Annotated in this window: 13 protein-coding genes and 1 pseudogene; 11 read left to right on the forward strand and 3 right to left on the reverse strand. The window is 68.5% G+C overall.

Translation table 11 applies throughout. The features are described 5' to 3' along the window. Positions 1 to 824 precede the first annotated feature (824 nt). From PP1_RS30950 to PP1_RS30965, 4 genes and pseudogenes are all read left to right on the forward strand, one after another. Positions 825 to 1781: a manganese catalase family protein gene (locus tag PP1_RS30950; protein WP_010243332.1), complete on the forward strand. Its 957-nt coding sequence runs from the start codon at positions 825 to 827 to the stop codon at positions 1779 to 1781. 1453 nt (positions 1782 to 3234) lie between these two features. Beyond that, positions 3235 to 3427, forward strand: a pseudogene (locus PP1_RS31680) (response regulator transcription factor); the annotation flags it as partial. 375 nt (positions 3428 to 3802) lie between these two features. Then, positions 3803 to 4105, forward strand: coding sequence for a nucleotidyltransferase family protein (locus PP1_RS30960; RefSeq protein WP_010243338.1), 303 nt, complete (start codon positions 3803 to 3805; stop codon positions 4103 to 4105). Positions 4106 to 4124: 19 nt separating this feature from the next. Further along, entirely contained in the window at positions 4125 to 4442 is a 318-nt protein-coding gene (locus PP1_RS30965; RefSeq protein WP_202796472.1) for a HepT-like ribonuclease domain-containing protein, read from the forward strand. A 269-nt stretch (positions 4443 to 4711) separates the two neighbouring features. Here the strand turns inward: PP1_RS30965 and PP1_RS30970 are convergent, their stop codons facing one another. Then, a complete protein-coding gene (locus tag PP1_RS30970) occupies positions 4712 to 4873 on the reverse strand; it encodes a DUF1059 domain-containing protein (protein ID WP_010243342.1) in 162 nt (53 codons plus the stop codon). 126 nt (positions 4874 to 4999) lie between these two features. On the opposite strand from PP1_RS30970, the gene PP1_RS30975 reads away from it, so the two are divergent. From PP1_RS30975 to PP1_RS30990, 4 genes are all read left to right on the forward strand, one after another. Further along, positions 5000 to 5812 carry an AfsR/SARP family transcriptional regulator gene (locus PP1_RS30975; RefSeq protein WP_010243343.1) on the forward strand — a complete coding sequence of 271 codons (813 nt, stop codon included), beginning with the start codon at positions 5000 to 5002 and terminating at the stop codon, positions 5810 to 5812. Positions 5813 to 6565: 753 nt separating this feature from the next. After that, a complete protein-coding gene (locus tag PP1_RS30980; RefSeq protein ID WP_050802581.1) occupies positions 6566 to 6889 on the forward strand; it encodes a hypothetical protein in 324 nt (107 codons plus the stop codon). Beyond that, a complete protein-coding gene (locus PP1_RS30985; protein ID WP_010243347.1) occupies positions 6886 to 8043 on the forward strand; it encodes a zeta toxin family protein in 1158 nt (385 codons plus the stop codon). The genes PP1_RS30980 and PP1_RS30985 overlap by 4 nt, the downstream gene beginning before the upstream one ends. Before the next feature lie 1801 nt (positions 8044 to 9844). Continuing rightward, positions 9845 to 10171 carry a type II toxin-antitoxin system Phd/YefM family antitoxin gene (locus tag PP1_RS30990; RefSeq protein ID WP_010243349.1) on the forward strand — a complete coding sequence of 109 codons (327 nt, stop codon included), beginning with the start codon at positions 9845 to 9847 and terminating at the stop codon, positions 10169 to 10171. A gap of 172 nt (positions 10172 to 10343) precedes the next feature. Here the strand turns inward: PP1_RS30990 and PP1_RS30995 are convergent, their stop codons facing one another. Continuing rightward, positions 10344 to 10577 (reverse strand): hypothetical protein, encoded by a 234-nt coding sequence (locus tag PP1_RS30995; protein WP_139324234.1) that lies wholly within the window; start codon positions 10575 to 10577, stop codon positions 10344 to 10346. Between PP1_RS30995 and PP1_RS31000 the strand changes: the two genes are divergently transcribed. Both PP1_RS31000 and PP1_RS31005 read left to right on the forward strand, forming a co-directional pair. After that, the gene (locus tag PP1_RS31000) at positions 10576 to 10998 is read left to right on the forward strand and encodes a hypothetical protein (RefSeq protein WP_139324233.1); all 423 of its coding nucleotides are present in this window, start codon (positions 10576 to 10578) and stop codon (positions 10996 to 10998) included. The two genes, PP1_RS30995 and PP1_RS31000, sit on opposite strands and share 2 nt — an antisense overlap. Positions 10999 to 11008: 10 nt before the next feature. Next, complete coding sequence (locus PP1_RS31005; protein WP_010243356.1) at positions 11009 to 11851, forward strand: hypothetical protein; 843 nt, start codon at positions 11009 to 11011, stop codon at positions 11849 to 11851. A 218-nt stretch (positions 11852 to 12069) separates the two neighbouring features. Here PP1_RS31005 and PP1_RS31010 read toward each other — a convergent pair whose 3' ends face one another. Then, positions 12070 to 12330, reverse strand: coding sequence for a hypothetical protein (locus PP1_RS31010; protein WP_029240105.1), 261 nt, complete (start codon positions 12328 to 12330; stop codon positions 12070 to 12072). Between the two features lie 679 nt (positions 12331 to 13009). Between PP1_RS31010 and rhuM the strand changes: the two genes are divergently transcribed. Then, positions 13010 to 14029 (forward strand): RhuM family protein, encoded by a 1020-nt coding sequence (gene rhuM / locus PP1_RS31015; protein WP_010243360.1) that lies wholly within the window; start codon positions 13010 to 13012, stop codon positions 14027 to 14029. Positions 14030 to 14081 lie beyond the last annotated feature (52 nt).

The following is a 14081-nucleotide window of genomic DNA, read 5'->3' on the forward strand; positions in this document are numbered from 1 at the left end:
CCCTTATACGCGCGAGGTCAGAGCGTCGGCTCAGTATCCTCGAGGATACTGCGGTTTGTCGCGCCGCACAGATCTCGCGGGCCTGGCAGTACTCATCCCTGATCGTCGGATATCTGGCTCGCCGGGTAGGGGCGCAGCCGAGGCGACGACACGGCCTGGTCGTCCGCCTCGGCTACTCGGCGACCTGCGCTGCTGAACCCGCCTGGCATCGATGTACCGCAATTCCTGGAGTCCAAACACGGCACGCCGTCAGCGAACTCAGGGACACCTTGCTCGAGCAGGTGCGTCTGTGGGCACCTAGATCGAGTTCGGCTCGCAGGACCGAATCGCGAGATGGACGTCGAAGTATCGAGATCGGACGGCTATACCCACGTGAGCGGCCCCGACCGACGCCGGGGGTGGGTGCATCGATCGAGGCCGCGGCACCGTCGGTCGACAATCGAGCTGCATGCCGATGGATGCGCATTCAGAATACCCTGGTTTCCAGGGTCCAAACGCCTGGAGCGAAGACGTAGCACTGAGCGTGCAGCCAGAGGGTGCGACTCCCGACTGAGCAGAGCTCCCGACGGCCGAGTGAAGCACTTCCCGGGGTGCTGCTGCGCCGGATGGATGGCTCATCGCGGATCCGCCACGTTGCGATACGCGCATTCTCGGCAGCGAGTCACAGAGGCAACGCTTCCGCGGATGTCAGATAGACGGTGTAGAGAGTGGGGCGTGGGGTAGGCGGGTCGCAGCGGCTCGAACTAGGCGGTCGCGTCTTGTGGCACTGCTCGCGTCCGTCGTGAGGCGGACTGATCAGTGCACTCAGTCACTCTCCTGATGAGGTGTTGTCGTTGTTCTTGCATGTCCAGCGTCTGCTGAACGAGATCGTTCCCGACGAGCCTGACCCGGCCGCGGCCAACGCGCTGCAGGAGGGACTCGGCGGCCAGTTCGGCGAGATGCGCACGATGATGCAGTACCTGTTTCAGAGCTTCAATTTTCGCGGTCCCGACGGCAAGCCCTTCCGTGATCTTCTCTACGGGGTCGGCACCGAGGAGATCGGTCATGTCGAGCTGATCGCCACCACGATCGCTCGGCTGGCCGACGGCTCGCCCCGCTACCAGGGAGCCGCGACCGACGACCTGGACACGCCGGGCGCTGGTGGGGCGACGCCGTTGGGTATGGCGCTGGGCGAGGGCAACATTCACCACTACCTGGTGGGGGCCCAGGGTGCGCTGCCGGTCGACGCCCAGGGCGATCCGTGGACGGGCAAGTATGTCTACGACAGCGGGAACCTGCCGTTGAACCTGCTCTACAACCTGATGCTGGAGTCCACCGGCCGCCTGCAGAAGTGTCGGCTCTATGAGATGACGGCGAACAAGACGGCGCGTTCGACCATCGCGTACCTCATCGTGCGCGATCAGGCACACGAGAACGCCTACGCCAAGGCGCTCGAGGCGCTGGGGGTGGACTGGAACAAGCTGCTGCCGATCCCGAAGACCAACGCAGAGAAGTTCCCGGAAGTCGCGACGCTGCTCGAGCAGGGGCTGCAGAGCAAGCAGTACACCTTCAGCCTCGACCAGCTCTCCGAGGCTGGGAAGCTCTACCGGGGACCCTCGCCGTCCAACGACGGGACAGAATTGTCGGTCGAGCAGGCGCCGCGCGGCGTGCCGATGGGTATCGCTGTCGAGCGCCCGGAGGAGTTCGGACCGGGGCTGGATCCGGAGCTGATGGCCATGGTCCAGGCAGTCGCTGAGATGGAGGGCGAGGAACCTACCGGCGAGTGGGGCCAGCTGAGCTGACGTCCGTCGATGTCAGGTCGGGGCGGAGCAGGTCGCGCCGCTCCGACCTACTGCTCTCTGCGGCCTTGGAGATCCCCTTCCCCGGTCCGCGGGGGCTCTAGTTCCGCTCGCTGCGCGGCGAGGGTCTTCAGTTCACTGTGGCTCACTGTGGCTCGCGGACTCGGTCCGAGTTCCTCTGGGCTCTCGGCTCGCCTGGCTAGTCGGGCCGCCCCTGGACCACGGCGGCGAGCCGGTCCAGACTCTCCGCGTTGCGACAGCTCAGCAGCGGGGCTCTCAGCACAAGGGGATGAACTTGGCGGGACCAGCGACCGCGTCCTCGGTCATCTATATCAGGGTGCCCTCGCCGTCGGGGTGCAGTTCGATACGTACCCGCGCTGTACCGACCGGCCATCCATGTGCACGTAGCTGCAGAAGTCGTCCGGGGCGGTGGTCCTCGACCACGGTGCGGTCCTCGAGCATCGCCGGCCAGGCGCCGATGCTGTGTCGGATCCACGACTGCGGCTGCGGCCAGTGGGCGGCGACCCCTCGGATGTGGACCGCACCGACCACCCACAATCCGTAGCTCCACCCGTCGGCCAGCACTGCATGGACCTGGTCTGGCCGTGCCCTCACATACCGCCGTACCTCAGTCACCGGTCGTCTCCTCTCGTCTCTCTGGCGGTGGCTGGTTGCGGAGAGACTCGGGTGAACAGGTTGTGGTGCTCGACGTCAGAGTTGCGGTGGCCCGGTCGATGGCCTCGTTCCGGTTCCCGGACAGTCCTCGGGAGCATCACGGCAACCTTCGCACTGGCTGGAAGACGAGCCGCCCACGACAGCTTGTTCCAACTGCATTTTCCGGGGTAGTCGCGCGCTTCACCGTCGGTGAGCCTGAGGGGGCCAGATGAACGAAAGTTACGTACGAGGTGATCAGCCGCGCCCGGACGTCTACCGCGTGCGCGTTGAGGGGCTGCTCGACACTGCCGCAGGGAGTCGGATGTTGCGGCAGCTCGACGCGCACCTGCACTTGATCAGGTCCGGGCTCGTGGGTACCCGTCACCTGCTGGTTGATCTGTCGGCTGCTGTGAGCACGCCGCGTGGCATGCGAGCCCTACCGCATATCCGACACGCTGCCCAGAGCCAACAACTCACAGTGCATTTGATCGGCGCCCACCGGCTCGCGGCTCGGCTGACACCGGCTGAGCGCGCCGTACTGCGTGGGTTGCACAACTACCCGGATATGGGCGCCGCCCTGCGGGACCTTTCACCGGCACCGGCATAGACCGCCGACTCGAGGCGGCGCCGCGTCGAGGTCGAGAGTTCGGCCGGGCTCGGGCGATCGGCGCCGCAGCTCGGCGCTGTGCTTGGCGTCGGCATGAGGTCAATCGCCCGGCGCGACGCGTCCTGGATCTCTACACCCGCCGCCACCGCCGGACCCTGGCCGCGCGCAACGCCGTGACGACCCGCCGTGACGCCCCTGACCGGCCCCGAACGCGCGGTCCTCGGGCTTCTGGGCGCTGGACTGTCCAACGCCGAGATCGGGCCGCGAGCTACAAGTGGTCGAAGGCACCATCAGAGCCCACGTCAGCACGATCCTCGACCGGCTCGGCCTCCGAAACCGGGTACAGGCCGCGATCGTCGCCTATGAGCACGACCTCATACCCGACTGACTCACGTTGATCTCGGGCCACCCCGGTCCGCTCCGCTCCGCTCTGCCCCACCGTGTCCAACTGTCGTTCTCAGGGCGTGGTGGAGTCCGCATCGGCAGGTACGGCTCCTGCCCGGTCGGCGGCAGCCGTGCCGTCGGCGGACGAACCGTGACCGGTCGACCGGTCTGCTGTGCACGGCTCGGCCGGCGCCGGCTTCGGCCACTGAGTGGCCGTTTACTGCCCGGCCGCCGGGCTCACGGCCGACCCCCGACGAGCAGCACAGGCCGGGTCGCACAGGGCCCCTCGTCAGCATGCGCCTCGCATGGCGTTCGGCCCTCCTCCCTTCGCGTCTCACCGAAGGTCGGATAGTCCGCTCCAGGGCGGTACGCTGGGCCAATGCTGATCGTCGCCGGCCGGGTCGTCGACCGCGAACGCCTCGCCGCGATCTGCCAGGCCTACGGCGTCGAGCACCTCGAACTGTTCGGCTCCGCCGCCCGCGACACCGTCGGACCGACCGGCGACATCGACATCCTCTACACGCTCTGGCCCGGCCGGACACTCGGCTGGGAGATCGACGACCTCGCCGACGAGCTCAGCGAACTCTTTGGCCGCCCGGTCGACCTCGTCGCCCGACGAGCCCTGCACGCGAAGCTCCGCGACCACGTGCTCGCCGAAGCCCGCCCGCTCTATGCAGCGTGACCTTCTTCTGCTCGGCGAGATGATCGACGCCGTCGAGCAGATCCAGCAGCTCGGCACCGACATCACCCTCGACGAGATCACAGAACGGCGCGAACGGCGCGACGCGCTGCTGTGGAACTACACGGTGCTCGGTGAGGCGGTCGGCCAAGTCTCCACCGAGACCAAGGCACGGTTCCCGGCCGTCGCGTGGCACCAGCCCGTGCGGCTGCGCAACCGCATCGTCCACGGGTACTGGTCCATCGACATGGAGATCCTCCTGACCACCGCCCGGCGTCAACTGCCCGCACTGGCCACCGAGCTCCGCGACGCCCTCGCTGTCCTCTCCGCGGACGAGTGATCCGGCACGCCAACCCGCTCTAGGCTCACGTCGATCCCGCACGCCGCGAAAGGGATCTTCGGAAGTCACCGCTCACAACAAGTCTCCGTGACAGGCAGGCAGCTTCGCTGGTGATCGACGCTGCCGGGGGCGCGCTGTGGCGCGGAGTTCCTCGACCGCTGCGTGCAGGTGCAGGCCGAGCGTCTGCTGCGCAGGGTGCCCGTCCGGTCCGTGCATGGAAAGACGACTGGCGTCACCCACATGCGCCCGGGGCGATGTGACGGCGGGCGTCACGGGACGAGTTCGATCCATCCCCGGATGACGTCGGGCGTGACCTGCTCGACGAGTTCCGGGTGGCTGTCGCGGACATGGCGCTCGACCGTTCGTACCACGGTCGCTTCGTCGTTCTCGCGGACCTGGTACCCGCATTCACAGCTGACCTGACGGAGCATGGCTGCACTCCCCTCTGGCGGTACCGAACGAGCGACGACTCATTCGATGTGGATTCCGCCGAGAATGCCAGAGTGGATTGCGACGATGGTGTCGCGATCTTGCCGCAACCTTGTCATCATGACCCCGTGCGGATCCAGCTGCACGGACAGTTCGTGATCGAAAGCGACAGCCCGGGTGCGGACATTCGATTGTCCGGCCGTCGGGCTCGGCTGCTCGTGGCCTGTCTGGCCGCGCACGGATCGCAGGCCGTGGAGCGGTCCACGGTGATCGAGGCGCTGTGGTCGCCGGGGCGTCCCTCCGACAATGCGGGACGAGTGTTCGATCCGCTGCTGTCGAAGACACGCGCGGTGATCGCGCCCGCCGAGATTCGTGGCAGGTCCGCGCTGCGCCTTGTCCTGCCGTCGGGGTCGTTGGTCGACGCCGACCGTGCGGCGGAGGCACTGCACGACGCGGAGGCTGCGGCGAGCCGCGGTCGGTGGCGGCGAGCATGGGCACAGGCGCTGAGCGCCATGTTCGTCACCCAGCGCCCGTTCCTCCCTGATGTCGTCGCGCAGTGGGCCGAGCGGCGCCGCACCGAGGCTCAGATCGCCCACGTCCGTGCGACCGCCTGCTACGCCGAGGCCTGTCTCGAGCTGGGCGGTGCCGAGCTGGCCAGCGCGGAACGGTGCGCCCGCCGACTGGTCGCTGCCGATCCCCTGGCCGAGCGCAGCGCTCTGCTTCTCATGCGTGCGGTGAGCGCCCGCGGCGATCGGGCCGCGGCCCTGGCCGTGTTCGCCCAGCTGCACCGGACCCTGCGCGATCAGCTCGGGGTCTCGCCGGGCCCGCAGGTGTCGGCCCTACATCAGGCGCTGCTGAGCGATGCGCCGCCACAGGGCCGGCGGGCCTCCCGGGCGCGGGCATGGCGGGAACCCGGGAGCCGTACCTGGGGTCTCGGCTAGTCCGGAAGCTTCCCCGGGATAGAAGGTCCACGTCGAGGGAGCCAGGTGGCGGGATCGGCCTGTCCTGTCCCCAGGACGGCGGCACTGCGTGGGCCATCGACCGCGGAGCCTTTGTCCGGTACCGCCTGCTCTCGCTGCCGGTCTGATCCAGCGTCGCTATCCGACATAGGTTGACAAGTCGGCGCGACGTCGCGAGGCAGTCGGCGCGGGTGCAGCCTACTGGGCCGGTCGTCGTCGGCCTCGTCGGTGGCGGTCTCGTCGTCGATGCGGTGGCGCTCACGGCGACCCAGTGTCGTTCCCCGGCTGCGCGGCCAGGTCGCCGGGGCGTGCTCGTCGTCGCGTCGGTCTGGTCGCTTGACCTCTACCGGGCCCTACGAGGTCCGCGCCGGGCCCCCGATCACCTACCGCGACATCCCCCAAGATCGACACCTGCAACCGCTGCGTGCGTCGAAACCCAGCCACCCGGGGAAAGGGTCAACTCGAGGCCGACCGAAACGCTTCCCCATCGCCCGATCCTCCCGATCGCGCTCGACCACTCCCGCCGACGCGTGCGCGAAAATTACGGTGGGTACGTGGCGCAGTGAGCCGGTAACACCGGTCCGCATGCCGCACACCGATCGATCCCCTCGCCCACGATTCTCGCGACGCCGAATCCCGGCATGCGAGCGGGGCCGCACGAGGACGGATTCGCGACTACTCACTGCTGCTGGTCGCACGCAGATATACTCGACGTACGTGATGGAAGGAGTGCCGATGCCGAGCCCCGATCCGAAAGCGGCCACGAACCCGATGGATCTCGTCGCCGATCTGCCGCCACGGCGGTGGAGCAGTGATGATGCCGTGAGTTACGAAGCCGCGCAGGAAGCCATCAACGAAGTCCTCGCCTGCTACGCGGCGCTGCTCGACCAGGAGGAGCAGAAACCGACGGCCCCCGAGCGGATGGCATACCTCCACGCGCAGATCGAGGCTTGCGCCCGTCAACAACGCGTCCTGTCCCCCCACAACCCCGACGAGCTCGCTGCCATCCGCGCCAGCTACAGCCGGCGCCTGACCGAACTGCGCGAAGAGCTCGGGTGAGCACCGACGGCGACGACCTCTCCCGGTATCGGCTCAGCGAGCCCGACAACGAGCGGATCTTCCGCGATCGGATCGTCCCCACCCGGCTATCCGGATATCTGAGCCACGACCATCCCGTCGTTGTCGTGCTGATGGCTCAGCCCGGTGCCGGGAAGTCGAAGTTCGCAGCCGAGATTCGCGAGGTCCTGCGCGGCGATGGTGGAGCGGTGGAGATCGACAGTGATCTCTACAAGCCGTTCCACCCGCAGTACGCGCGCCTGATGCGCACCGACGATCAGAAGATGGCGGCGGCCACGCGGACCGACGGCCGGGCGTGGATGGGCAAAGCCCAGGCCTACGTCCGCGAGAACCGCCTGCACGCGATCTTCCACGAGACCGCGCAGGACCCCACCGAGTCCATGCAGACCTTGGACGATTACCGCACCGCCGGCTACCAGGTCGCGGTCCTCGCCCTGGGGGTCCACGAGAGCCAGAGCCAGCAAGGTGTCCTGCACCGCTATCAGGAACAGGTCAACGACCGCGGTTCCGGACGGCTGACCGTCCCCGCGAACGCCCACCGCTCCTATCGCGGGATCGCCGAGGTGGCCGCGCTCATCGACGACACCGCCGCAGCGGACTTGGTCGCGGTCTACCGCCGCACGATCGACACCACCGGCCCGGCACACCTCAACCGACTCACCCCGACCGGCGACTGGGCCGAGCCACCCCGGTTCGCCCGCGCCCTCACCGCCGAGCGGAACCGGCCGCTGAGCGCCGATGAGGTCGTCAACTTCCAGGCCGTGCAGCAACGCCTTCGCTCGAGCCTGCCCGATGAACTACAGCCCTGGCTGAGCGAGGTGGACGGGCTCGCTCAGAGCGTGATCGCACCCGATGACGACACTCTGGCGGACTACCGCACCTCCGACGCCGGCGCCCGACACGGACACCACGCCCCACATGATCTCGCCTCCTCAGGCAGCGGGCTACGAGTCGCAATGGACAATCTCCGAGCCGAGATCACGCTCCTGCATACGAACCGGACGCCCCAGGCAGAACAATCGGACCCGCGACGAGCAGGTCGCGACAGCCGCCGCCAGCAGGACGTAGGGACAGATCCCCGGCACCACCAGCACGATCGCAGACCTCCCGAGCACAACCTGGGATCGAGCTACTAAGGGCCTGCCGCGATCGCGACAGCAGGCGGGGTGTCCGTCGAGCTGGAATGGGCCGGTCCGCGAACAGCTCTACTGCGGGAGTGAGGTGACGCGTCACCGGCGATGCGTGCGACGGCGCGGTGTGCTGCGAGACCTCGGACGTCATCGCCGCGGTCGAGCGAGGAGGAAAGGCCCGCTAAGCCCGATCTATGTCCGGTCAGCGCCCCTGTCGATCACGCAGAACCTGCTGTCCTCGGGGTCGGCAAGGACGAAGCCGGCGGCACCCGGCCCAGCGGGGACGCTTCCGGACAGCCCCACGTCCTCGCCTGCGACTGGCGCTGCTCGACCAGGAGGGGCGGAAGCCGACCGCCGAGTCCGAGCGGATGGCATACCTCCGCGCGCGCGTCGAGGCGATCTTCCGCGAGACCGCGCGAGACCGCGCGGGACCGCACCGAGTACCTGCAGATCCTGCAAGTTGCCGCACCGCCGGACAACAGGTCACGGTCATCGCCCACAGAACTGGGGAGCCGACGCCCGGCGAGCCTCACCGGGCTTCGGGGCGGCGCAGGGGCCGGACCCGTTGATAGGCGAGTCCTGCCATCCCGCGGCGTTCCTGTTCGCAGCGCCAGGCTGCTTCGGCCTGGTCGTCGTGGTCGAGCGGACGCGGGTCAGTGAGGTGATCTCGGTGGGCGTGGCAGGTGAACGCCCGCCAGGTGGTGCGGGGCCCTGAGAAGAAGATCGTTCCGGTCCAGGCGATCGGGCGCGAGCACGGGGCGAATCCCGTCCGGCCACCGATCGCGGCTCCACCGCAGGTCCCACGGCTGGGGGCGAACGGTTCGCTGCGGGTGGTGTCAGCGTCGGGCATGGCCGTGGTCTCCCTCGGGCGCGCGGACAGCTACGGGCCGCGGGGGAAGCGCTGGCGTGGGAAGTCTACGGCGCCTGAACGCGGAGAGCGCCCCGGCGCCGTAAGGGGGTGCCGGGGCGTCGCGGTTCGGTTCGTCCGGTCGCTCAATGGTGCGGCCCCGAGCCGGTCAGGCTCTTGCGGCAGAGGTGGCGGTGCACGCCCCAAGGGGAGGGAGGTCGCGTGGCAGCCGAACAGGAGCTACGCGCCTACTGCGGTGAAAGGACCTTGTCCGGCCGGACTGGCTCGCGTGGAAGGCCGCCGAGGTCGCTTGACGCCGTCGCGTCGACCGCGAAAGACCGTGCCCGATCGACGGGCTGAGGCGACCCGGCCCGGGCCACGACGGTCGGCCTCTGTCCCCGGCCCGGCGGGCGAGCTTGAGGCGGTGTTTCGTCGAGGCCGGTGGCACCCTGTCGCCACGGGTGTGTTGCGACGGACAGGTCGTGGCGTGAGCACTGTGGTCGAGGTCGTTGGCCGGACCTTGGATGTGGTCTCCGGGTTCAGCGCGGTCCGGTCTCGTGGGGCCACTGCCCGCTCGCGGAAGCGGCGCGACGCCGGGCTCGAGGAGCTCACGCGACTGCACTCGTCCGGCCGGATCAGTGCACGTGAGTTCACCGAGAGGAAGCGTCGCCTGCCTGGATGACGCACAGCACAGGCGGCTGGGCCGCTTCGCACGTGTCTGCCGATCAGGGCTGCAGCCTGACTCTGCGCCTGGTCCGGGCGTGACGGCGATCGTAAGGACGAGTGCGATCACAGCGGCTGCCCGCGAGGCTCGTGTCGGCACGGGCTCGGCGGCGCGCGGTGCCCTCCCTCGGACGGAGGCCTGATTCCGGAGCCACTGGCGCCGACTCGGCGTCCGCATGACGCTCTCGACGCCGGTGGGCGTACCCGAATGCGTACGCATTCGAGTACGCTCGTGGCATGCGGCTGCGTCCCGAGGTGTTGTCGTTCCGCGAGTTCCGTTCGGCACTCGCGGCGACGTTGAGGCGGGTTCAGGAGCCTGGCGCGGAGCCGGTCTTCGTCGGCTCGCATCGCAAACCCGAGGCAGTGGTGATGTCGGTGTCGCAGTACGAGGAGCTCGTCGACGCCGCAACCCGACGTGCCGATGTGGATGAGGCGCTGGCGTCGGTGCGTGCTGAAGGGCTCGAGCCCAGCTCCGAGGGCTTGGCGATGCTCGACGACGTCGCGGCGGGACAGCTGTCGACGAGCGCGGCGCGTGAGCGCGTCCTGGCGCGCTACGGCCGTTGACCGACCGGGCCCCCTATCTCGACTCAGAAGCCGGTGTCCTGCGTAACCGGTTGGGCATCGGTGATCCCGCCGAGCTCGGCCGTGCCGAAGCGGAGCTGGCTGCACTGGGGCTCATCGAGCTCCGTCGCCACCCGCTCGAGGGTTCGTCGCGGACCCGCTCTACGACGCCCCGTCACCGAACCGCATCACTAGCGAGGAGGCGTACGACGAGGAAGTCCTTCCTGTCAGTTGCAGCCACCGTCAATGCGTTGGCCTTGGTCAGCAGATCGTCGTACACGACGTGCACGCGCTCCAGCATGGCCCTTTCCCGCTCGTGCTCGACGCGAAGCTCTGCCTCACGCTCGGCCCTGCGGTCGGCCGCGCGCTGCGTCCACAGGACACCGGCGAGGGTCAGCGTCGGAGTCATGACCGCGAGCAGGATAGTCACCCACAGCGGCGTGGTCGCACCCATCCTGTTACCGCCGCGGCCGGGCGAGAGCCGTGTTCATCCCGGATGCCGGGCATGGCGTGCGCACGACAAGATCCGGTGCCCGCCGGTCGTCTCGCAGGTGATTGGTGAACACGACCGGGTCATTGAACTCGTTCGCGCCGGGGCCGCCGCCGGTGTCGATCATCTCGACGAGCTGATCACAGTGCGGGCGGAACTCGGCTATCTTCTCCATGCCGCAAGCGTTCGCCTAAATCAGAAGACTGCGCCATCGCATGGCGCCGACGGACCGTTCGGACGCGATGAACGGCGCTGGTCACGGGCAGTGAGACGACAACACGGCGCAAAACGTACGACGGGCGGGTGGACGGCTCTATTCTGCCGGCCTCAGCCTGGTTGACTAGTTGGTCATGATGTCCGACCCGGCCGGAGACCAGTTCACCACGGGCGAGCGCCTACGCCGGGCCGCCGACATCGTCGATCAGTGGGCGAAGACCACGGTCACCCCGCATCCGGTCCATCCTGGCAGCAGCCTCGCCGCCGACGACGCGCTGTTCCCGGTCAGCTCGATCAGTCACCTTGCTTGGTTCGGCATCGCCCACGCCGTCGACCACCTGCACCTGTTCCTGCACGTCCTCGTCCGGGATGGCCTGTCGTATCCGATGGCGCCGCAGACCCTTGCCCGCGGTGGGCTCATCGGGGCCGCCCACTCCCTGTGGCTACTCGACGGACCGGACCGCCGCACTCGGCAGTTACGCGGGCTGCGCATCGCGCACGAGGAGTGGCGCAACGAGCGCAACGCCTACAAGGACATCGCCGAGACCGGCGAGGCCGACGAGGGCATGGCGACGATTATCGAGACTCGTACGGAGTGGATGACGAGGGCCGTCACCGCCGGGGAATCGATCGGCTTCACATCCGCTGAGGTGAAGACCCGACCGAACGACACGACCCTGATCAAGGACGTGCTGACGCGATACGAGAGCCACGAGCCTCCGGAACCCGGGGAGATGAGCATGGCCGCGGGCTACAAGCTGCACTGGCAGATGCTCAGCGGCAGCGCTCACGGCTATCGCTGGTCGAGCTTGGGCCGGGTTGAGTTCACCGAGAGCAAGGGCACGTCCGCCGCCGACGGTGTGGACGGGCTCATGGCCGCTGACGAGGACGATCACTGGCAGTCGGTCGGCGCGCTCATGTTGCTGATCAACCGGGCGTTTGAGCTGTTCGACCAGCGGCGGATCCGATACACCTGAAGGGGACGCTCACGCGCTGGCCGTCGCGGCCGGGCCTCGCCGTGCATTCGCAACGCCGTGGCCGGCTGATCTTGAACGAGCGCGCCAGGTCAGTGACCGACTCCCCGGGGCGTACAGGCTTCGGAGCTGACGATGGTGGCGGCACTCAGTCCGGCCGGGGCCGCTGGCATGCTTCCCGCGCGCCGCAGCGGCGGCGCGGGCCTCGGCCGCACGGTCGTTCACCGGCTCACATTCGTACGCCGCGAGCGAGTCGAAGAGCCGGCCTGGCCGGGGCGGTCGATCACGATGTCCTGTGGTGTCCCGATCGGTCCGGTCCGGTCGGAGACCTCCAGGATGATCCGGGCGCCCGGCGCGTCCCGGTCGATGCCGTCCACGGTGAGCCGCGACACGACCGGGATCCCGTTGTGCGCCATCGCGTAGCTCAGGACGGGTCGCACGTCGAGGGCGATCGTCGCCGCGGTGTCCAGCACCTGATCCATGCACCACTCCCCCGCTCGCGCCCGCGACGGCACCACGTCTGGTCGTCCCGGATCTATACCGCCCGGCGCGCACAGCCTCGTTCCCGGGCCCCTGTCACGAACACTGCGGGCAACGATGGCACCGGACCGGGCGACGCCCGAGTACTGCTTCTCGGGGTGCTGTCGGTGACGGCCGCGAACGTTCGCGTCACCTGATCACCATATGGGGTCGACGCGTGGGTCGGCAGCGAGGTCACCGGGCTGGATGTTGGCCGGATCGGCCGGGGAGAACGAACCTGCGGACGCTCTTGCGGGGTGTCCCATCAAGGCCGCGGACCCGCATGGGTGGTGCGGCCGGCAGGCGACGTAGCTGGCCGCGGGTCGCGCAGTGGGCTTCCGCCGGATCTCCGAGCCGGCGGCTCTCGGCCTGCGACGGGCTCGGGGGCACTTGTCGGCGAGGCGTCGGTGTCGCCGATTCAGGCTGCGGGACACTTCGTGTCGTGACCGAGTCCGCTTCGACGGGCGCCGAGCAGCGCCGGGATCCTGCCGCAAGTGCTGCCCGGCAGGTGGGCGGCCATACCCCGACAGGGCGAGCCGCAGTCCTAGGACCCGTCTGTCGACGAGCTCAGTGGTTCGGCCGGGGACGGTCTGCAGAGACTGTGTTCGTGTCGGTCCGGGCCATGACGCCGGGGGCTGGGTCGTGAGCGGCGAGGAGATCGTCGTCTACCGCAGCGCCGACGGCGCTGCGAAGGTTCGGCTGCGCGCGGCCGGTGGCACTGTGTGGCTGACGCAGGCCGAACTCGCGGAGCTCTATGCGACGTCGGTGCAGAACATCGCTCAGATCATCGGGCGGATTCTCGACGACGGCGAGGTGACCCAGGCAACTATCAACTCTGAGTTGAGAGTTCGCCGGGAGGGCTCGCGAGAGGTCCGTCGCGAGGTGAAGGTCTACAACCTCGACATGGTGCTGGCGGTGGGCTATCGGGTGTCGTCGCCGCGCGCGGTGCAGTTCCGGCAGTGGGCCACGACGACGCTGCGCGACTTCCTGATCAAGGGTTTCGCGCTCGACGATCGCCGGCTTCAGCAGCCGGGCGTGGACTACTTCGACGAGCTGCTCGAGCGTATCCGCGATATCCGTGCCTCGGAGCAGCGCTTCTACCAGAAGGTCCGCGAGCTGTTCGCGATCAGTAGTGCCGACTACGACAAGGAGTCCGGTACTGCGCGGGCGTTCTTCGCCACCATCCAGAACAAGCTCATCTATGCGATCACCGAGCACACCGCGGCGGAACTGGTGACGATGCGCTGCGATGCCGAGGCCCCGAACATGGGGCTGACCTCGTTCTCTGGGGGCCGGGTCGGCAAGGCCGATGTGACGGTGGCCAAGAACTATCTCAGTGAGCAGGAGGTCTCTGACCTCAACCTGCTGACCACGCGTTTCCTGGACTTCGCCGAGGACCGGGCTCGTCGGCGCCAGTCGATCCTGATGTCGGAGTGGGTGAGCCAGACCGACCGGTTCATCGACTTCGACGAGCGTCCACTGTTGCGCGATGCCGGATCGGTGTCGGCGGCCGAGGCGAAGGCGGTGGCCGACGACCGCTACGCGCGTTTCGATGCCCGTCGTCGGGTCGAGGAGGCGCGGCGCGCGGAGCTCGAGGAGGCCGACGATCTCCGGGCTCTGACCGAGATCGAGAAGCGACGCGACGACCCGAGCGGTGGGTGACCTGCCAGGTCCTCCCCCTGTTCAGTGGGCCAGGCCGGCCTCGCGGGCGACG

Origin of the sequence: Pseudonocardia sp. P1 (assembly GCF_000178675.2) — a bacterium.
Classification (GTDB): domain Bacteria; phylum Actinomycetota; class Actinomycetes; order Mycobacteriales; family Pseudonocardiaceae; genus Pseudonocardia.

Coding starts and splice junctions, on each gene's coding strand:
- PP1_RS30960 (WP_010243338.1), top strand. CDS start 3,803: ATGCTGATCGTCGCCGGCCGGGTCGTCGACCGCGAACGCCTCGCCGCG.
- PP1_RS30965 (WP_202796472.1), top strand. CDS start 4,125: ATGATCGACGCCGTCGAGCAGATCCAGCAGCTCGGCACCGACATCACC.
- PP1_RS30970 (WP_010243342.1), bottom strand. CDS start 4,873: ATGCTCCGTCAGGTCAGCTGTGAATGCGGGTACCAGGTCCGCGAGAAC.
- PP1_RS30980 (WP_050802581.1), top strand. CDS start 6,566: ATGCCGAGCCCCGATCCGAAAGCGGCCACGAACCCGATGGATCTCGTC.
- PP1_RS30990 (WP_010243349.1), top strand. CDS start 9,845: ATGCGGCTGCGTCCCGAGGTGTTGTCGTTCCGCGAGTTCCGTTCGGCA.
- PP1_RS31000 (WP_139324233.1), top strand. CDS start 10,576: ATGACCGCGAGCAGGATAGTCACCCACAGCGGCGTGGTCGCACCCATC.
- PP1_RS30995 (WP_139324234.1), bottom strand. CDS start 10,577: ATGACTCCGACGCTGACCCTCGCCGGTGTCCTGTGGACGCAGCGCGCG.
- PP1_RS31005 (WP_010243356.1), top strand. CDS start 11,009: ATGATGTCCGACCCGGCCGGAGACCAGTTCACCACGGGCGAGCGCCTA.
- PP1_RS31010 (WP_029240105.1), bottom strand. CDS start 12,330: ATGGATCAGGTGCTGGACACCGCGGCGACGATCGCCCTCGACGTGCGA.